Annotated in this window: 18 protein-coding genes; 5 read left to right on the plus strand and 13 right to left on the minus strand. The window is 38.2% G+C overall.

Annotated features, from left to right (window positions below):
• The 10 genes from gloB to HUN22_RS07170 form a co-directional block, all read right to left on the minus strand.
• Window positions 1-722 (minus strand): hydroxyacylglutathione hydrolase (gene gloB / locus HUN22_RS07125; protein ID WP_174727504.1); only part of this gene is annotated, 722 nt, incomplete at its 3' end.
• A gap of 156 nt (window positions 723-878) precedes the next feature.
• On the minus strand, window positions 879-1,574 hold the full coding sequence (locus HUN22_RS07130) for a methionine ABC transporter permease (RefSeq protein WP_174727506.1): 696 nt from the start codon (window positions 1,572-1,574) through the stop codon (window positions 879-881).
• Window positions 1,571-2,596, minus strand: a complete 1,026-nt coding sequence (locus HUN22_RS07135; protein WP_174727508.1) for a methionine ABC transporter ATP-binding protein — start codon at window positions 2,594-2,596, stop codon at window positions 1,571-1,573. The genes HUN22_RS07130 and HUN22_RS07135 overlap by 4 nt, the downstream gene beginning before the upstream one ends.
• 74 nt (window positions 2,597-2,670) lie before the next feature.
• On the minus strand, window positions 2,671-3,543 hold the full coding sequence (locus tag HUN22_RS07140; protein WP_174727510.1) for a MetQ/NlpA family ABC transporter substrate-binding protein: 873 nt from the start codon (window positions 3,541-3,543) through the stop codon (window positions 2,671-2,673).
• 473 nt (window positions 3,544-4,016) lie between these two features.
• Complete coding sequence (gene purD / locus HUN22_RS07145) at window positions 4,017-5,303, minus strand: phosphoribosylamine--glycine ligase (protein ID WP_057105495.1); 1,287 nt, start codon at window positions 5,301-5,303, stop codon at window positions 4,017-4,019.
• A gap of 124 nt (window positions 5,304-5,427) precedes the next feature.
• Window positions 5,428-7,002, minus strand: a complete 1,575-nt coding sequence (purH, locus tag HUN22_RS07150) for a bifunctional phosphoribosylaminoimidazolecarboxamide formyltransferase/IMP cyclohydrolase (RefSeq protein WP_174727512.1) — start codon at window positions 7,000-7,002, stop codon at window positions 5,428-5,430.
• Window positions 7,003-7,090: 88 nt separating this feature from the next.
• On the minus strand, window positions 7,091-7,360 hold the full coding sequence (gene fis / locus HUN22_RS07155) for a DNA-binding transcriptional regulator Fis (RefSeq protein WP_001086304.1): 270 nt from the start codon (window positions 7,358-7,360) through the stop codon (window positions 7,091-7,093).
• A 376-nt stretch (window positions 7,361-7,736) separates the two neighbouring features.
• Window positions 7,737-8,582 (minus strand): zinc-ribbon and DUF3426 domain-containing protein, encoded by an 846-nt coding sequence (locus HUN22_RS07160; RefSeq protein WP_174727514.1) that lies wholly within the window; start codon window positions 8,580-8,582, stop codon window positions 7,737-7,739.
• A gap of 13 nt (window positions 8,583-8,595) precedes the next feature.
• Window positions 8,596-9,501, minus strand: coding sequence for a 50S ribosomal protein L11 methyltransferase (prmA, locus tag HUN22_RS07165; RefSeq protein ID WP_174727516.1), 906 nt, complete (start codon window positions 9,499-9,501; stop codon window positions 8,596-8,598).
• A gap of 155 nt (window positions 9,502-9,656) precedes the next feature.
• On the minus strand, window positions 9,657-9,950 hold the full coding sequence (locus HUN22_RS07170) for a hypothetical protein (protein WP_151988521.1): 294 nt from the start codon (window positions 9,948-9,950) through the stop codon (window positions 9,657-9,659).
• A gap of 232 nt (window positions 9,951-10,182) precedes the next feature.
• Here HUN22_RS07170 and mnmG point away from each other — a divergent pair, with 232 nt between their 5' ends.
• Window positions 10,183-12,063, plus strand: a complete 1,881-nt coding sequence (mnmG, locus tag HUN22_RS07175) for a tRNA uridine-5-carboxymethylaminomethyl(34) synthesis enzyme MnmG (RefSeq protein ID WP_174727518.1) — start codon at window positions 10,183-10,185, stop codon at window positions 12,061-12,063.
• A 378-nt stretch (window positions 12,064-12,441) separates the two neighbouring features.
• Here the strand turns inward: mnmG and HUN22_RS17990 are convergent, their stop codons facing one another.
• Window positions 12,442-13,449, minus strand: coding sequence for a helix-turn-helix transcriptional regulator (locus tag HUN22_RS17990; RefSeq protein ID WP_217488103.1), 1,008 nt, complete (start codon window positions 13,447-13,449; stop codon window positions 12,442-12,444).
• Between the two features lie 225 nt (window positions 13,450-13,674).
• Here HUN22_RS17990 and HUN22_RS07185 point away from each other — a divergent pair, with 225 nt between their 5' ends.
• Genes HUN22_RS07185 through HUN22_RS07200 form a run of 4 tightly spaced genes read left to right on the plus strand, consistent with a single transcriptional unit; the run spans window position 13,675 to window position 17,377 of the window.
• Window positions 13,675-15,225, plus strand: coding sequence for a circularly permuted type 2 ATP-grasp protein (locus HUN22_RS07185; RefSeq protein WP_174727521.1), 1,551 nt, complete (start codon window positions 13,675-13,677; stop codon window positions 15,223-15,225).
• Between the two features lie 22 nt (window positions 15,226-15,247).
• On the plus strand, window positions 15,248-15,844 hold the full coding sequence (locus HUN22_RS07190) for an alpha-E domain-containing protein (RefSeq protein WP_174727524.1): 597 nt from the start codon (window positions 15,248-15,250) through the stop codon (window positions 15,842-15,844).
• Window positions 15,845-15,846: 2 nt separating this feature from the next.
• Window positions 15,847-16,626 (plus strand): transglutaminase family protein, encoded by a 780-nt coding sequence (locus HUN22_RS07195; protein ID WP_174727527.1) that lies wholly within the window; start codon window positions 15,847-15,849, stop codon window positions 16,624-16,626.
• 16 nt (window positions 16,627-16,642) lie between these two features.
• Window positions 16,643-17,377, plus strand: a complete 735-nt coding sequence (locus HUN22_RS07200; protein WP_174727530.1) for a proteasome-type protease — start codon at window positions 16,643-16,645, stop codon at window positions 17,375-17,377.
• Between the two features lie 57 nt (window positions 17,378-17,434).
• Here the strand turns inward: HUN22_RS07200 and alr are convergent, their stop codons facing one another.
• Together alr and dnaB are read right to left on the minus strand one after the other, a co-directional pair.
• Window positions 17,435-18,505: an alanine racemase gene (gene alr / locus HUN22_RS07205; protein WP_174727533.1), complete on the minus strand. Its 1,071-nt coding sequence runs from the start codon at window positions 18,503-18,505 to the stop codon at window positions 17,435-17,437.
• Window positions 18,506-18,537: 32 nt separating this feature from the next.
• The gene (gene dnaB / locus HUN22_RS07210; RefSeq protein WP_002119718.1) at window positions 18,538-19,983 is read right to left on the minus strand and encodes a replicative DNA helicase; all 1,446 of its coding nucleotides are present in this window, start codon (window positions 19,981-19,983) and stop codon (window positions 18,538-18,540) included.
• Between the last annotated feature and the right edge of the window lie 158 nt (window positions 19,984-20,141).

The following is a 20,141-nucleotide window of genomic DNA, read 5'->3' on the forward strand; positions in this document are numbered from 1 at the left end:
TCTTTAAGGGCACGTAGATGAGCAAAGTCTTCAACACTTTCTGCACGAAGAAAAGGATTGGTTGCTAATTCAAGTTCAATCGTACTCGGGAGGGTAATTGCTCCTTGTTTACGTAGCTCACGGACTTCTTCAGCTCGTTCAGATAAAGCATGGTTATGCGGTTCAACAGTTAAGGCAAATTCAGCGTTTGAAAGCGTGTATTCATGCGTACAATAAACTTTGGTTTGTGTTGGTAGCGCTGCTAAACGACTAAGTGAGTGGTACATTTGTTCAGCCGTACCTTCAAATAATCGGCCACATCCCATTGCAAACAAAGTGTCGCCGCAGAATACAGCTTCTAACTCTTCAATAAAATACACAATGTGTCCTAAGGTATGACCAGGGGTCGCAATAATTTCTACTTTTAAATCATTAAACTTTAGATGATCATTATGTTGCAAGGGATGGGTAATTCCCGGAATTTTTGTAAGCTCATCACGTGGACCATACACTGTAATATTTTGAGCAGCAGTTAAATCAGCAACACCACCTATATGGTCTTTATGCCAATGAGTAAGCCAGATTTGTTTTAAATTTAACTGATGGTTCTGACAAAATTGAGTTACCAATTCTGCTTCTGTGGGGTCGACTGCAATAACTTCTTGGGTTTCAGTATCTTCTAAAATCCAGATATAGTTTTGGAGAGCATTCTGCACATCAATAACATGAATTCTATAACGCATTGTTTTATCCTAAAACCAAATCCAAAAAGTAAATAAATAATCACTGATTTTGATCATAACAGAAAATGGTATTATCTAGCCTACTCAACTCTTTGATAAAAATAATTCATATAAAACAAAAAGCCCCCATGTAGGGAGCCTTTTATAATCGATAATTTAACGTAACTTAGAAAGCCAGTTGCCTAGCGTTTGTACAATCTGTACTAAGAGTAATAAAACAATCACTGTTAAAATTACAACACTTGTATCAAAACGCTGGTAACCATAAGAAATCGCTAAATCACCAATACCACCTGCACCAACTGCACCAGCCATTGCTGTCGCACCAATCAAACTGATGGTTGCTGTCGTTAGGTTTAAAATGAGGGAACTGCGCGCTTCTGGCAAAATAAAGCGGGAGATAATTTGCCAAGGGGTAGCACCCATTGCCTGAGCGGATTCAATAATTCCTTCATTTACTTCAAGTAGAGAAGTTTCGATAAGACGTCCCATATATGGGCCAACATAAATCGTTAAAGGAACGATCGCTGCCCATGTACCAATTGAAGTGCCTACCAATAACTTGGTAAGAGGAATCACTGCAATAAGTAAAATAATAAATGGCAGAGAGCGTAACGCATTTACAATCGGGTTGAGTAAATGATAAATGAATCTATTCGGCAAAATACCTTCTGGACGAGTTACAAGCAGAATAATCCCTTGAATGAATCCCCAAATACCACCAAATAAAAGCGCAAAGAACACCATGTGAAATGTTTCTTGCAATGCTGTTACAAACTGGTCAATTGAAAGGGAGCTGTGCCAGAACGGCTGAGTAAGTTCAGTTAACCACTGTACGATTAAATCTCTCATACTTGATCTCCTGATTGAACTACACTCACTTCATTTTTCTCTAAAAACTCGATAGCCTGCAGAATCAACTCAGGCTCACCTAGAAGCTGTACAAACATTTGACCAATTACAGTACCATTAATTTCAGTCATGTTAGCGAACAAGATATTTAAGCTAATATCAAATTGTTTAATCAATGACTGAATTACAGGTTCCTGAGCAGAGCGACCTAAAAACTGTAAACAGTAGATGCTGTGGTGATGCTGATTTTCGAGTTGATTTAAAATATTCACAGGTAACTGTTGATGTAAAACAGTCTGAATAAAGTTCTTAGTCGTCGGATGTTGAGGATTACTAAAGATATCAATCGTTGAACCTTGTTCAATGACTTTACCTGCTTCCATCACAGCTACATGATCACAAACGGTTTCAATGACATCCATTTCATGGGTCACCATAACAATTGTGATTTTTTGCTCTTGATTGATTTTCTTGAGTAACTCTAAAACAGACTTGGTTGTTTGCGGGTCCAGAGCAGAGGTTGCTTCATCACACAAAAGAATTTTTGGATGATTTGCCAAAGCACGAGCAATACCGACACGTTGCTTTTGGCCGCCAGAAAGTTCATCAGGATAAGCATCTTTTTTATGCTTAAGATCAATGAACTCCAATAACTCATTTAAGCGCTTTTCACGTTCTGCTTTTTTGTAATTTAGCAAACGCATTGGCATTTCGATATTTTCAGCAACCGTCTTAGTTTGTAGCAAATTGAAGTGCTGAAAAATCATACCAATATTTGCACGTTCCTGACGTAATGAACGCGCATCCAAAGCAGTGAAGTCCTTTTGATTAATGATAACTTGACCTTCATTTGGTCGTTCAAGTAAGTTAATCAGGCGGATTAAAGTACTTTTACCTGCACCACTATAGCCAATAATACCAAAAATACTCCCTTCAGGAATTTCCAAATTAATTTGGTCCAGAGCTCGTATGGTTTGGCCTTTAAGCTGATAGTGCTTTGAAATGTTTTTAAATTGAATCATGTCGTCAAAAACTATGCTGAAAAGAAAAAACAGGCAAAGAGTTTTGCCTGTTTCGCGTTGCAGCTATTATATTACTATTTAGCTTCTGAGAGATAGCTGATTGGTTTGTCTACGTCAACTTTTGTTCCACCAAAGTGTTCTTCAACGTATTTTTTAACAGCTGGAATGTGGTAAAGCTTACCAACTTTTTGCAAGACAGGATCATTTTTACGTGATTCAGCAGTTGCTAGAACGTTTACACTAATTTTTGAGATTTGATCAATAGGTTCATAGAACATAGAATCTTTGAGTACGTTTAAACCTCCCTCGAGTGCTATGGTATTATTTAATACAACTGCATCAAATTCATTTTTAAGACGTAATGCAGTTTCCATTTTGATTGGTTTGATGTTGATCTTTTTGGGATTTTCGATAACATCAATTGGACTGCCCTGAACAGGATTATAGTCAGCTTTAAGCTTGATTAAGCCAGCAGTTTGTAACAAGAGTAGCGCACGAGATTCGCTGGCAGCATCATCCGGGATTGAAATAATTGCACCTTCAGGAAGTTCTTCAATTTTTTTGTATTTACTTGAATAAAGCCCCATTGGCTCAATATAAGTGGTAGAAACCGCTGCAATCTTATCCGGGTTTGAATTATTAAATACAGTAAGATAAGAATAAGCTTGGAATGCGTTCAAATCTACTTCTTTATTTGCAACTGCTGTATTCATTGAAACGGAGTCTGAGAAGTTTTTTACTTCTAACTTCAGTCCAGCGGCTTGGGTTTCAGGTAAAGATGCGATATAACGCCAAATGTCAGCATCCGAACCTGTAGAGGCAATTACTACCTTTTGTACTTTGGAACTATCATTGTTTTGTTCGGCTTGTTGAGCATTTTCTTGTTTGCTACATGCTGTCAATAATACTACTGACATGCTTAAAAAAAGGCTGATCAGCTTTTTCATTTAAAAAAGTCCTGATTAAGATATAGAACAATAACGATTGATCTATATCAATATGAAAAGAGAGGAGTTGGAATTACAACTAGTCTAAACTCTGTGATCTTTTTCTGGGGTTCCATAATTCGCTTGCATATTTTGGCTATAACAGAGGGTAATTGTTTAATAAACAAAAACTGTTTCCCCAAACAGTTCATCCCCAACAGTAGCCAAACGAGCATTCATAAATTTAGAATATTAAAAAACTCTCTACAGGCATAATTTGTAGAGCAAGTCTTTATGGAAATTATTAAAACAGCAGTGTCTGATGACAGTTACAACTATGTACTAATGATAGCAATAAAAATGTAGTTGATATAGAGGGCTTTTTTCTATTTGTTGATATCTTAATAAATCTTATAAAAAATTTATATTATTTTCTTGTGCTGGGGTACAAAATAAAAAAAGCTTCCTAAGTAGGAAGCTTTTTTTATTAACTTTTATTCAGCTTTTTCACGTGCAATTGCGCGGTAACCAATGTCACTACGATATTGCATACCAGTAAAGGTCACTTGTCCGCATACTTCAAGTGCATTAATTTGTGCTTCAAGCACGCTGTCGCCTAGCGCAGTTACACAAAGAACTCGACCACCAGAAGTCACGATGTGACCATCTTCGCGAGTTGCAGTGCCTGCGTGGAAAATTTTAGTATCTTCAGGTGATTGTCCAATACCTGAAATTACATCACCTTTGCGTACGCTATCAGGATAGCCTTCGGCTGCAAGTACGATACCGATTGACTTACGCTCATCCCATTCAGCTTCTTTTGGCAAATTGCCAGCAATACCAGCTTCTACCAATTCAACAAGAGATGACTTTAAGCGCATCATGATTGGCTGAGTTTCAGGATCACCGAAACGACAGTTGAACTCTATCACACGTGGTTGACCTTGTTCATCAATCATTAAGCCAGCATATAAGAAACCAGTGTAGACATGTCCGTCAGCAGCCATACCTTCAACAGTCGGACGCATGATTTCAGTCATAACACGTTCGAAAATTTCAGAAGTTACCACCGGAGCAGGAGAGTAAGCACCCATACCGCCAGTATTAGGACCTTGGTCACCTTCAAAAATACGCTTGTGATCTTGTGAAGTTGCCATTGGTAAAATGTTTTTACCATCAATCATACAAATGAAAGAAGCTTCTTCACCTGCAAGGAACTGTTCAATTACAACACGTGAACCAGCATCACCGAATTTGTTGCCTGCAAGCATGTCATCAATTGCTGCAAAAGCTTCTTCGTTGGTCATTGCAACGATTACACCTTTACCTGCAGCAAGACCATCGGCCTTAATTACAATCGGTGCACCATTTTTTTCAACATAAGCTTTAGCTGCATCAACTTCCGTAAATACTTCGTAAAAAGCAGTTGGAATGTTGTGACGCTTTAAAAAATGTTTAGCAAATGCTTTTGAGCCTTCAAGCTGAGCAGCATATTGAGTTGGTCCCCAAATTTTTAGACCTGCTTCACGTGCAGCATCTACTACACCATTCACTAAAGGTGCTTCTGGGCCAACAATAACCAGCTCAACATTATTTTCTTTAGCAAAAGCAATAATTGCAGGGTTGTCTAAAATATCAAGTTGAACATTTACACATTTGTCTTCAGTTGCAGTTCCCGCATTTCCCGGTGCAACGAAAACTTGAGTAACTTTGGTATCTTGCGCGATTTTCCATGCCAAAGCATGTTCACGACCACCACTACCTAAAACTAAAATATTCATTTTTTAATTTGTTCCTTAACTTTAATCCTTTTCATCCCCCTCTATCCCTCAAGGTGGAGTTTAGCTCCATTATTGTGGAAAACCCTCCTGAATAAAAGGAGGGTTAGGGAGGACTAAATTTAAATTAGTGGCGGAAATGGCGCATACCAGTGAAGACCATTGCAATACCAGCTTCATCTGCTGCTGCGATTACTTCTTCATCACGCATAGAACCACCTGGTTGAATGATACATTTAATGCCAGCTTTAGCCGCATTATCAATGCCGTCACGGAATGGGAAGAATGCGTCAGAAGCCATTACAGCACCTTCAACAACTAACCCCGCATGTTCAGCTTTAATGGCAGCAATACGAGCTGAGTTAACACGGCTCATTTGACCTGCACCTACACCAATAGTTTGGCGGTTTTTAGCATAAACAATTGCGTTTGATTTTACGTATTTTGCAACTTTCCAAGCAAAGATAAGATCATCAATTTCTTGCTCAGTTGGCGCACGCTTCGTAACTACTTTAAGATCATCTTTAGTAATCATGCCTAAGTCTTGATCTTGAACAAGTAAGCCGCCATTAACGCGTTTGTAGTCAAGTTGTGGTGCGCGTGCATCAATTGCAGGTAACTCGCCACATACTAAAACACGAACGTTTTTCTTAGCGCCAGTTACTTCAAGTACGCCATCAGCAATACTTGGGGCAATAATCACTTCAACGAATTGACGCTCTACAATTGCTTGAGCAGTTGCAACATCTAATTCACGGTTGAATGCAATAATGCCGCCGAAAGCAGATTCTGGATCAGTCGCATAAGCTAAATCGTAAGCAGCTTTAATGCCGTCTAAAGAAACAGCAACACCACAAGGGTTAGCATGTTTTACGATAACACAAGCAGGTTTTGCGAATGATTTAACACATTCAAGTGCTGCATCTGTATCTGCAATGTTGTTATAAGACAATTCTTTGCCTTGTAACTGTTTTGCAGTAGAAACTGATGCTTCTTTTGCATTAGCTTCAACATAAAAAGCAGCTGATTGATGTGGGTTTTCACCGTAACGTAAATCTTGTGCTTTGTTCAATTGAGTATTGAACGTACGAGGGAATAAGTCAGCTTCACCTTCGGTCTTACCAACGCGAGCGCCTAAGTAAGAAGCGATCATGCCGTCATATTGAGCTGTATGTTCAAATGCTTTAACTGCTAAATCAAAACGCGTTTCATAAGAAAGTGAACCAGCGGTTTTTAATTCATTGATTACAGTGTCGTAATCTGAAGCATTTACAATGATACCTACCGAAGCATGGTTTTTTGCAGCTGCACGAACCATCGTAGGACCACCGATGTCGATATTTTCAATTGCATCAGGAAGAGTACAGTCAGGGTTTGCAACGGTAGCAGCAAATGGATAAAGGTTTACAACAACTAGATCAATTGGATCGATGTCGTGTTCTTCCATAACTGCTTCGTCTAGACCACGACGAGCAAGAATACCGCCATGAATTTTTGGATGTAATGTCTTAACACGACCATCCATCATTTCAGGGAAGCCAGTATGTTCTGATACTTCTACAACCGCGATATTATTATCTTTAAGCAACTTATATGTGCCGCCTGTAGATAATAGTTCTACCCCTAAAGCTGCAAGGTTTTGAGCAAATTCGACAATTCCTGTCTTATCAGATACAGAAATCAAAGCACGTTTAATAGTCATGATGTTTAATTCAACAATTTCAAGTCTACGGATTAAAACCAATTAGAAGCATAAAAAAATGCCCACGACGTCGTGAGCATTTTATCATTTATTCACTCATTAAACCGTGAGCTTTTAACTTTTTACGTAAAGTACCACGGTTGAGTCCAAGAATTTCTGCTGCACGTGTTTGATTACCACGTGTATATTCAAGAACTACAGATAAAAGAGGTTTCTCCATTTCTGCTAGCACCATGTCATATACCTGAGATGGTTGCTCACCTTGCAATTGTGCAAAATAATGGCGAACTGCGCGATCAACGTGGATGCGAAGAGCAACATCAGATTGTGCAGTAAAAATAGGAGATTTGCTATTCATGCGAGTTAATCCGAAAATCAAATACTAACTTGGGTAAAGTAGTATATAAATGTGGTCTAAAAATACGGAGTCCTGTTTTAGATCCTAAAACAGTGACTCTAAAACATAAGAACAATTAGCTTGCCATATTTCTTCGTATTGAATAAAAAATAAGCGTAACAATAGTTAAATATTTGTTACAGCCCCCTCAAAAACAAAAAAAGTTAGGCTATGTGCTTAAAGTGGAAAAGCACACATGCTTAACAGTATTTTTTTTGGATTGAGAGCGAGGAGTATATGAGTCAAAGCTTTCGTGGCGCGTATCATACCATTGTCTGGGAAAAAGTGAGCAAATTAACTGCATTTTTTTTTATTTTTTTTTCACTTTTTTTACATTTTAGGGGTGGACAATTTCTAATCGATAATTTACTAGCCTTTTTTTGCTTTTGTTTAGCTCAAATTGGAATCGGAAAGGAGTGTTCGATGGAATGCGTTGAATACCTCTCAAGTTTTCAACTAGATATTGTTGGGGTGTTAAGATGATTTCTTCTGTTTTGTCTGGTTCTGATGCAAAAATCAACTTTATGTTCGGAAGTTCAATACTTTTATCATTCTGATTAAGCAATATGCCTGAGAACTGAGTATGGTTTGCATCAACTCTGCGAACTTTTAGCTTTTCTATATAGATATGTTGATACATTTCGACTGATTTATTGCAATGCAGTATTTGGCAAACATAATTAAATGCATGGCTGACCGTAGGGCTTGCATACATAAGTTTAGGGTTAAACCAGAGAATTTGAAAAGTAAAAACTAAAATCAGAATAATGTTGGCAGAGCTCCAGAGCGTATAGTACAGCCAACTATGCTTTTTATTATTGTCTTGTTCTTGTGGGGATGCTTGCTCAGCTAAATTAAGATTTGGCAAAGCATTAATAGGTTCGTTGTGAAAGTAATTTAAGTTGTTGAGATAAGTTAAAAGATCAATATTGGAATTCTCAACTTTTTGGTCAAAGATATCTAATACGTGAGAATGTGTCATATATCTCGTTTGTATTGAGCCATTGGCTAATGTTGTTGAGTTGACCATGACTGGTTGTTCAATATTGATCAGATTGGTCAGTGCATTAAAGTTGGAATTACATTTAGGGCAACAAACCATACCCTGAGCTACTGTCAATTGAGTAAGAGATACTTTATAGACTGATAAGCACTTAGGGCAGCGGGTTTGTTTTTCATTCATGAGTATAAAAGTCTCAATTTATTGTTTTACGTTTTCCTGAAATGCGACACCAGTTTTCTTCGCGCTTTTCGACATCTAATATATCAAAAAATTCAGAATAAACACCTGAAACATCAGTAACTTGCTCTTCAATTACACCGGCAAGTGCGAACTCGCCCTCAGATTTAATTAAATTTGCAAATTCAGGCGCAAGTGCCATCAATGGGCCCGCTAAAATATTTGCAACTAAAACATCTGCCTGTTGAGGTTTGAATTCTTGATCAAATTCTTCTGGAAGACCAACATAGAGACGATCTAATACACCATTGAGTTCCGCATTTTGTTTTGTTGCTAAAACAGCTTGAGGATCAATATCTGTAGCATATACTTTTTTAGCACCCAATAATAAAGCTGCTACACCTAAAATGCCTGAACCACAGCCATAATCAATCACGATTTTATCTTTAACGTCAGTCTTACCCAGCCATTGTAAGCATAGGAAAGTACTTGCATGATTACCTGTACCAAACGCAAGACCTGGATCTAACTTAATATTAGTTGCGTCCGCTTCCGGTGGCTCTAACCATTCAGGTACGATCCATAATTTTTCCCCAATCTGAATTGGTTCATAATAATCCATCCATGCGCGTTCCCACACTTGATCTTCAAGTTCTTCATGGTGCATAGGAACATCTGGAAGTTGAGCTTTTAAGAAAGCTTCTAAAGTATCGACATCAATTGGGTCTTGTTCGTCTTGTTGATAGATACCTGTCACAATCACTTTGTTCCATAATGGGGTTTCACCCGGTAATGGTTCAAGTAAAGCCTGATCTTCAGCATCATCCAGAGTTACGCTTACCGCACCTAGAGACATTAAAAGTGTTTCTGTGAATTCAACTTGTTCTTGATCAACGGTAATGTGTATTTGTAACCACTTCACGAAAAGGACCTAAAAATTTTATTTAAAGGTGTATTGTAGCGGACTAGACCATTTTAAAAAAGAAAGCGGCTCATCTTTAATGAGCCGTGTTTGAAAATATTGATGAGATGTGACGGAAAATAAAATACTTCTTCTCTACCTTATGTCAAAACCGCTTAAGGAGCAGGGGCTTTAAATTGTAGTTTACCGTTTTCGTTTGGTTCGCAAGTACCATTAAAGGTTACACCATTATGGCTATAAGATACCCATTCACCTTGCTGTTTTTTTACACAAGCTCTAAGTTCTTTTTGCATCACCGATTTGCTTGAATCTGCAGTATGGCTAGCTGTTTTACTTGATTTAGCCGTATGAGTCGATTTAGCAGTATGATTCGTCGCAGCGTGGGTAAACGTTACGCCTGAAAAACAAAGGAGGGATGCAGTTAAGATTTTTAACATAGTGGTTTTCATTTTGTGTTCCTTCTCGTTGCGTTAATTTTAAAGTCGTAGAAGTGCTGTACATTTTTTATTCTAAGATGAAAAATTCTTAAAAACATTCACTTTGTATTGAATTCATGCAACAAAATGTCAAAACATGTGGAGTACCGTAAATTATGTGAAGACAATTTTGTAATTATCTACATCAATAAGCAGATAATTTTGCTATAATGTTCCGTCTTTTTTTTCTGGTGTTTTTGTACTCATGCACTATCCTAAAGTTTATGATGTTATCGTTATCGGTGGCGGTCACGCAGGTACGGAAGCGGCCCTTGCTGCTGCGCGTATGGGACGACAGACTTTGCTTTTGACCCATAACATTGAGACTTTGGGCCAAATGAGTTGTAACCCAGCAATTGGTGGTATTGGTAAGTCTCACTTAGTGCGCGAAATTGATGCACTTGGTGGTGCAATGGCTTTGGCTGCTGATAAAGGTGGTATTCAGTTCCGTATTTTAAATTCACGTAAAGGTGCAGCTGTACGTGCAACACGTGCTCAAGCAGACCGTGTGCGTTATAAAGCTGCAATCCGTGAGACTTTGGAAAATCAAGCGAATCTTGATATTTTCCAGCAAGCAGCTGATGACCTGATTGTTGAAGGCGATACCGTTAAAGGTGTTGTGACTCAAATGGGTATCCGTTTTGATACGAAAACGGTTGTGTTGACTACAGGTACATTCTTGGGTGGTGTGATCCATGTTGGTTTAGAAAAATCAAGTGGCGGTCGCGCGGGTGATCCTCCTTCTATCGCTCTTGCTCAGCGTTTACGTGAATTAAAACTACCCGTTGGCCGTTTAAAAACTGGTACTCCACCACGTATTGATGCACGTTCAGTTGATTTTTCAGTCATGATTCCGCAGCCGGGCGATTTCCCGTCTCCAGTCATGTCATTTATGGGTGATGCTTCTATGCACCCTGAACAAGTAAACTGTTATATCACTCATACAAACGAAAAAACTCACGATATTATTCGCGGTGGTTTAGATCGTTCACCAATGTATACGGGTGTTATTGAGGGCGTAGGTCCACGTTACTGCCCATCAATTGAAGATAAGATTCACCGTTTCGCTGATAAAGATTCACATCAAGTATTCTTGGAGCCAGAAGGTCTAGATACACATGAGCTTTATCCAAATGGTATTTCGACTTCTTTACCGTTTGATGTTCAGTTCGAGCTTGTACGCTCAATTCGTGGTATGGAAAACGCTCATATCTTACGTCCGGGCTATGCAATTGAATATGATTATTTCAATCCACAAGCTTTGAAATTTACCCTCGAAACTAAAGCAATTAATGGCTTGTATTTCGCTGGTCAAATTAATGGTACAACAGGTTATGAAGAAGCTGGTGCCCAAGGTTTACTTGCTGGTTTAAATGCTGCGCGCCGTGCGTGGGAGCAAGAAGAATGGACACCTAAACGTGACCAAGCTTACATGGGTGTATTGGTTGATGACCTGATTACTTTAGGTACTAAAGAACCTTACCGTATGTTTACCTCACGTGCTGAATATCGTTTGATGTTGCGTGAAGATAACGCGGATCAACGCTTGACAACTATTGGTCGTGAACTTGGTTTGGTCGATGATGTACGTTGGGCTGCTTATTGTGAAAAAATGGAAGCAGTTGAGCGTGAAACCTCTCGTTTACAACATTTATGGGCAGCGCCAAATAACCCTATGGGTAAAAAATTCGTTGAAATGACGGGTGCTGATTTGAGTAAAGAATGCAGCGCAATTGATTTGCTTAAGCGTCCTAACATCAACTTTGGTCAAATTGCAGAACTTACTGGTTCTGAAGTTTCAGAGCAAGTGGGTGAGCAAATCGAAATTGCTGTGAAATATGAAGGTTATATTAACCGTCAGCATGAAGATGTGGCTCAATTAAAACGTCTTGAAGAAACCAAAATTCCAGCCGATTTTGACTATGATGTCGTGTCTGGTTTATCTCGCGAAATTACCCAGAAATTAAAAACAGTTCTTCCAGAAACATTAGCTCAAGCAAGTCGAATTCCTGGTGTTACGCCAGCGGCTGTTCAGCTTGTCATGATTACAATTCGTAAGAACAATATGATTAAGAAAACAGCTTAATCATTTAATTATTCAAAAAGCCCAGTTAAGACTGGGCTTTTTTATTTTCTGTTCAAAAAATATATGGAAACTTCCTAAGGAAGAAAAGAGATTTTGCTTCCTTTTTTTCTTATTTCACATATTTTAAGCCGCCCGTTATATTGAATTCACGTTCAAACAAGAGGGCTTTAATCATGACAATGAAATCAATTCGCTACAATGGATATGAAATGGCATGCCAATGTTCATGTTCAAAATAGCGCAAAAGAAAGAGCAGATCAGTTTTGGTGGGGGAGAACATCTTGATCTGAACACAAGTAAAAATATAAGAAGAATATAAAATTAAGAAAATTATAATTCAAAATCTAAAGAGAACCTTATGGTTCTCTTTTTTTATATCTACTTACTATCAGTTTCAATCTCTCGCACAGCATTGTGTACTTGAACTGGCTCAATATGGAGCAGTTTTTTACCGAAACTCCGTAACCACCATACCAGTTGGGATGTAAATGGTACGGTCGCTGAAACTTCTACAATATTTTCTTCAATTGGGGTAATGGTTTGATCTTTACTTAACTGACTTTCATAAAAAGTTTTAGCAGTTTGCTCGGTCATAGTTAAGGTGAGCTGAATTGATTCAGTTGGTTGGTTATAGTCCACTCTAAAACCTAAAGCGCCTGAATCAATATAATGATCAATATCAAAATTGACCGGATGCAGGGCTCGACTATCTAATACTTTTGCTGATTTAAAACGGTGCAGAGCAAATGTTTGTACTTCGGTTTTGTCATGTCGTGTGCAAATTAAATAAATGACTGCACCTTTTTGTACCAAAGCCAAAGGGTTTAAAACATAGGTTCTATCTTCTCCCTGATTTACTCGTGCTTTATAAATACATTCAATTTGCTTGTCTTGAAGCAAGCCTTCATAAATTGCTTGTTGAGCATTTCGATCAACTACAGGCGGAATAAGAGGTTGGCTTGCAGGAACAATACGTACACGGTTAATCCACTGTCTCACATTATTTTGAGTAGAGAGACTGCGTTTGGCTAAATCAAACCATGGCCCCATCTCATCAAGCAGACTCGGGGGAAGTAAGTGCTTAAGGTGCTCCTCAACCATCATAAAGGTTACCGCTTGAGAGCTCGTCATGTGGGGTAAGCTCTGAATAGGTGCATCTGATTGCCACCGCCAGCCTTGAGGTACGGCTTTATTGCTCTCTATCGGAAAACGCTGAGCAATTTGATTTAAGTCACGCTGAATAGTCCTTAAACTGATTTCAATACCTTCTCGCTCAAGCATTTCTTGTAATTCTCGAGTCCCGATCCATTTACCAGTCGGTAGGCGAGACAAGATCTGCCATTGGCGATATAAACTATTCGAAGTTTCTTTTTCTATTACAGACATAAGCGTAATACATCTATATCCAATTGCTTTGGTGTCAACACAATAAAAAATCTTTACAGATTTAGCAAGTTTGTCAGATTCAGTTTATAGCCCATTGGGCAAACGATGATAAGATTTAGAAGAAAGTTATAACAATGATGCCGTATAAGTATTACAGATATATAAGTGGCACTGAAATTGCTTATTTAAAAATGAAATATAGATAAATGATAAGACGAGGTGGTTATGTCAGAACAAGAGCATGAATTACATCTAGATAATGATTTTTTTATACAAGAGCAGTCAACAACGGCACTCATTAACCCAGCCTCTTTTTTAGAACATATTTCTGTGCAAACAAATCTCTTTGAACAACTAAAATCGCAGTTCTTTAATGAAATGCTTGATGATGTAACGTCAAATGGTGCAGCTTCTAAAAAAATTGAACAATGGTTAAGCATCCGTACTTTAGATGAGTTAAAGGAGTTAAATACCCAAGCAAAACAGCATTTTCTTTATCATGGGATTACTTTTAATGTTTATGGCGATAAAGAAGGAACGGAGCGCACTATTCCTTTTGATTTAATTCCAAGAGTAATCGAGAAAAAACAATGGGAAAAAATTGCCTCAGGCTGTGCACAGCGTGTTAAAGCATTAAATTATTTCCTAGATGATATTTATCATGGACAACATATTTTAAAAGAACAAATCATTCCCGAAGAACAAATTATGGGAAATGATGCTTTCCAGCCCCATATGCTTAAACATTCTTTAAAAGGAAAAATCTATTCACAAATTAGCGGGATCGATATTATCCGGGATGGTGAAGGGGAGTTTTTTGTATTAGAAGATAATTTGAGAACACCTTCTGGGGTGTCTTATATGATTGAGAGCCGAAATATTAGCCAGAAATTAATGCCTGAGCTATGTACAGTCAATAATTTACAAGGGATTGAGCATTATCCAAAACTTTTAAAAGAAATATTGCAAGAAAATTCTTCTGCAGATCAACCTTTTATTGTGGTGCTCACTCCAGGGCGTTTTAATAGTGCTTATTATGAGCACGCTTTTCTAGCACGTGAAATGGATGTGCCACTGGTTACAAATCGAGATTTATTTGTAGAAAATGATCAAGTATTTGTCAAGACTATTCGTGGGCGTCAAAAAGTAGATGTAATTTATCGCCGTCTAGATGACGATTTTCTAGATCCTTTAGCATTTCGACCAGACAGTGCGTTGGGTGTAGCAGGTCTTATGTCTGCTTATTTGCAAAAAAATGTTGTGATTGCAAATGCACCTGGAACAGGCGTGGCTGATGATAAATCTATCTATCCTTATGTAGATCAAATGATTCAATACTATTTGGATGAAACACCAATTCTAAAAAATGTACCCACTTATCAATGCCGTAAAGAAGAAGACTTAGATTACGTACTCTCTAATCTTGATCAATTAGTCGTTAAGGAAGCACAAGGTTCGGGTGGATATGGCATGTTGATTGGGCCTAAAGCAAGCTCGTGTGAAATTGATGAGTTTAGAAAAAAATTGATTGCGATGCCTCATATCTATATTGCACAACCAACATTAGCTTTATCTGTTGCCCCAACGTTAACTACAGGCGGGGTGGCGGAGCGCCATATTGACCTACGTCCATTTGTACTAAGTTCACCATATCGTACAGAGATTGTGCCTGGTGGCTTAACACGCGTGGCCATGAAGCCTGGTTCTTTAGTTGTAAATTCGTCCCAAGGTGGCGGTATAAAAGATACATGGGTTGTCGAAACATTACATTCCTGATTGTGGGTTAAAGAGGAACTTTATGGTTTTACTCAATTCGAGTGCGCATCAAATATATTGGTTGGGTCGATATTTGATGCGAGTTAAATTTGCAGCCTCTCATTTACCTTTTATACAAGATGAGAAAGCAACAAAATTTGCAGCAGCATTTGGTTTGGTCATAGAAAATGCTGAATTACTAAATCACTATATGTTAGACAAGAAGCAAACATTTTCATTACTGAACCAGCTCATTATTGCTAAAGATAATATTCAGGAACTAAGAGGTATTTTGTCCTCACACGCTTATGCAGAATTAAATAATGTGATCAACACGCTTCAACCTGAACCTAATGCATTGAATAAAGCTGTCAAACAATGCACTCAAATATTGGAAGCGGAACATGAAGATGTTCGTTTATTTTTGCATTTAGGCCAAAAAATAGAGCAATTTGATATAGAACTGCGTTTTGGACAAGATTTATCTGTTCTCTTATCAGAGTTAGATATTGTGGTGCAACAGCTTGCTAATTTGAATTGGGAAAATATAGATGACAATTGGCAAGTACTGAAGCAGCAACTTACGTGGGACGCTTATTATACTTTCACACAGCAGTTGGAAAATATGTTTGAGGGCTGATTATGAAATTGATGGTTAATCATCAAACGCATTATAGCTATACTGAAACTGCTCGAAATAGCATTCAGTATATTAAAATGATGCCTCAAACATCGCCTCATCAACATGTTATGAATTGGGCAATTAGCGTGCCGGGCGATAAAACGATAAAAAGAGATATATTTAATAATGTATGGATGACGGCTAGTCAACGTTATTCATACCAACATCTTACTTTTATGGCCCAAGGAATTATTGAGCTTCAAGATCTTGAGCTGGGTTGTGTAAATCTCTCGACACCAACTAATTTGTTTTTGCAGATGACAGGTTCAACTCGATGTGATTCGGAAATGTTGGACTTTGCCAAACATATTGTAGTGCTCAAAGATCGACAGCATATTGCGTTATTAAGCGAATATATCTTGCAAAAAATACTTTATCAGCCTGAAAGTACTTCGGTTCAAACAACTGCAATTGAAGCATTTCACGCAGGTCAAGGTGTATGTCAAGATCATGCTCACATTTTAATTGCGATGTGTCGTGCGTTACAATTACCTGCACGTTATGTCTCTGGTTATCTATTTGATCAAAACTATCCGCACCTTGCCAGTCACGCTTGGGCGGAGGTATTTTTAGAAAATCAGTGGTATTGTTTTGATGTAAGCAATCAGTTGTTTACACCCAAACATCACATCTACCTTGCTGTGGGTCGGGACTATCTCGATGTAGCACCTATTCGTGGTGTAAGAGAGCAAGGTGGAGTTGAGAACATGATGTCTGTGGTTCAAGTGTTGGCATGTTGAATGTAAAGAGAATGAAATGACCTATTGTTGTGCGCTAAGATTGGAACAAGGTTTAGTGTTTATTAGTGACACGAGGACCAATGCAGGAGTTGACCATATTTCTGTGTTCCGAAAACTGCATACTTTCGGCGTTACCGGAGAACGTTTTATTGCTTTGCAAACCGCAGGTAACTTAGCAACAACACAAGCCGTTATTGGTCATTTGCAAAATGCGCTTACTTTGCAGCAAGAACCTAATTTATATAGTGTTAATACAATGTTTGAGGCAGCCGAACTGATAGGAAAAACTTTAAAAGCTGTTTTAGAGGATATTAGTTCAGACACTCAAGAACAAATGAATTACGCGTGTAGTATTTTGGTTGGTGGACAGATTAAAGGTGGTGATATGCAACTTTATAATGTCTATCCTCAGGGCAATTTCATTTGTGCAACAACAGATACACCTTATTTTCAAATAGGTGAAAGTAAATACGGAAAGCCTATTCTGGATCGAGCTTTATATTATGCAATGCCATTAGATGATGCATTACGTTGTAGCCTGATTTCTTTTGATTCGACTTTACGTTCAAATGTTTCTGTCGGCTTGCCGCTTGATGCATTGGTGTACAGTAAAGACAGCTTTGTGATCCCAATGGGAAAACGAATTACAGAAGATGATCCTTATTTCTCACAGATTAGTAAACAATGGTCGGATACTTTACGTCGTGGATTACAGGAAATGCCAAAACCTACGGATGATTATTGGCGATAAAATTTTGAATATTTAAATAAAAAAATCCAAGCATGCTTGGATTTTTTATTTTATTATTTAACTACTTTTTCGAGTAGGACGATTACTTAAGCGACAGAGTAATTCATATCCTATAGTTCCGTTTGCATCCGCAACATCATCAACTAAACGATGTTGGCCCCAGAGCTCGACTTGGGTGCCTAATTTTACTTGCATACCTGTCACATCGATTGCAAGCATATCCATACTCACTCGTCCTACAACCGCACAGAGCTGTTTATCAATAGCCACATAGTTCTGTTTAATATAAGCCCGTGGATAACCATCACCATAACCTATAGAAACAATCGCGATATCCATTGCTTGCTTAGCGCAGAAAGTAGAGCCATAACCGACATGTTCATTCGTTTGAATGTGATTTAGTGCAATTACTTCTGCTGAGAACGTCATTACTGGTTTTAGATCAAGATCATGAACGGTTTTATCGGCAAAAGGTGAGGCACCATAAAGCATGATACCGGGACGAACATAATCAAAATGTAATTCTGGCCATTTATAAATCGCAGCCGAGTTACAGCAAGAAGCTAAAACTGGATCACACGCTTGTTTAACTTGTAGAAATTGTTGTTTTTGTTGCTCGTTAAGTGGATGGTCTACATCTGCATTTGCGAAATGCATCGTAAGTACGCAAGTAAATCCTTCAGATTTTAAAGTCTTAATAACTTCAATAATTTCTGGATGTTTAAAACCTAAACGGTTCATGCCGCTGTTAAGTTTAACCCAGACTTTTAAACCTTGGGCGATGTAAGCTTGTTTGTGTTTAATTAACCATTCAAATTGTTGTTGATGGTGAATCACACATTCAAATTTTTGTTCAATTGCAGTCGGCATTTCATCTTCAGAAAATACCCCTTCAATTAAAGTAACAGGTTGTTGAAATCCGAGTTCACGAATTTCCAAACCTTCTTGTAGGCAGGCGACACCAAAGGCATCTGATGCATTTAAGGCTGCTAAACAGTCTTTGATTCCATGTCCATAAGCATTAGCTTTCACCATACTTACAATTTTTGAATTTGTTGCGAGTTGTTTGACACGGTTTAAATTATATTGAAGTGCATTGCGGTCAATATAAACTGTTGCTTGGCGCACCCTCATTTACTCCTTTGGGCTAGAGATAGAGCTTATTCTTCATCATCATATTGGCTGTAATACTCAGGAGAGAGATTACTAAAACGAGTATATTGCCCTTCAAAAGCAAGACGAACTGAACCAATTGGACCATTACGCTGCTTACCAATAATAATTTCTGCGGTGCCGGCTTCTTTCGACTCTTTGTTGTAAACCTCATCACGGTAAATAAACATAATTAAGTCGGCATCCTGCTCGATCGCACCGGATTCACGTAAGTCAGACATTACAGGGCGTTTATTTGGACGGTTTTCCAGACTTCGGTTAAGCTGGGAAAGTGCGATAACAGGACATTGCATTTCTTTCGCTAATGCTTTCAAGCTACGTGAAATTTCTGAAATCTCGCCTACACGGTTATCACCCATGCCTGGAACTTTCATGAGCTGCAAGTAATCGACCATGATACAACCGATTTTACCATCATGCATTTTGGCAACACGACGCGCACGGGCACGCAGTTCAGTTGGAGGTAGGGCAGAAGAGTCATCAATATACAAATGCATTTGTTGAAGCTGCAAAATTGTGCCAGTCACCTTGGTCCATTCATCTGCATCTAAGTTACCCGATCGTAAATGTCCTTGATGAACTTTACCCATTGCAGAAATAAGACGCATTGCAATCGAGTCTGCTGGCATCTCCATTGAAAAGACCAGAGCAGGTAACTTGTTATATTGCAAAACGCTTTCAACCAAGTTCATGGCAAAAGTAGTTTTACCCATTGATGGACGTGCAGCAACAATAATTAGGTCACCCGGCTGCATACCAGATGTTTTATTATCAAGTTCTAAGAAGCCAGTCGTCAAACCTGTAATATTGCCATCTAATTTTGAAAGCTCATCCAGTTTACTAATTACGTCTGCGGTAACAGAACTGATAGATTTGGGTCCTGCATCTTTTTTATTGTTATTGTGCTGTTCTGCTAGAGAGAAAATGCTCGTTTCGGCCAAGTCTAAAATTTCACTAACACCGCGACCTTTTGTGTCATAAGCATTTTGTAAAATTTCAGTACTAACTTTAATCATGCTGCGTAGCGTAGAAAATTCTTTAATTTTAGTCGCATAAGTTTCTAAGTTATAGAAACTTGAAGGTGAATCAGCCATAAGCTGCATTAAATATTCTTCACCACCAATAGCATCAAGTAAATTTTGTTTTAAGAGCCAGTCACTTACCAAGACAGCATCATAGGGTGAGTTTTCTTGCGCTAATTTCTCAATTGCGCGAAAAATATATTTATGACGAGTTGCATAAAAATCATTTTCTTTGAGTACATCGTTGACTTGCTCAAATGATTCGGCAACTGTCATGAGAGCAGCAAGAACGGCTTGTTCAATGGCTAAATTGTGTGGGGGAGTGCGAAACTCTTTAAGTTGGCCTGATTCACTCGTTTTATTTTCTGTTGGAGATGAAAGCGCTAAAGAAGTGGCATTCGCCTGAGACATAATTAGACCTGATGATAAAGAAGGTGTACACAAAGAGGCTGTAAAGCCGAGAACTATCTTAAAACAAAATTAAATAAACTACCTAACTAAAAAACCAATTAAACTAAAGAACTGATCAGGAATTAATATATCTTATTTTAAAATTCTAAACATAAAAA

The organism is Acinetobacter lactucae (genome assembly GCF_013344765.1).
Lineage (GTDB): Bacteria > Pseudomonadota > Gammaproteobacteria > Pseudomonadales > Moraxellaceae > Acinetobacter > Acinetobacter lactucae_A.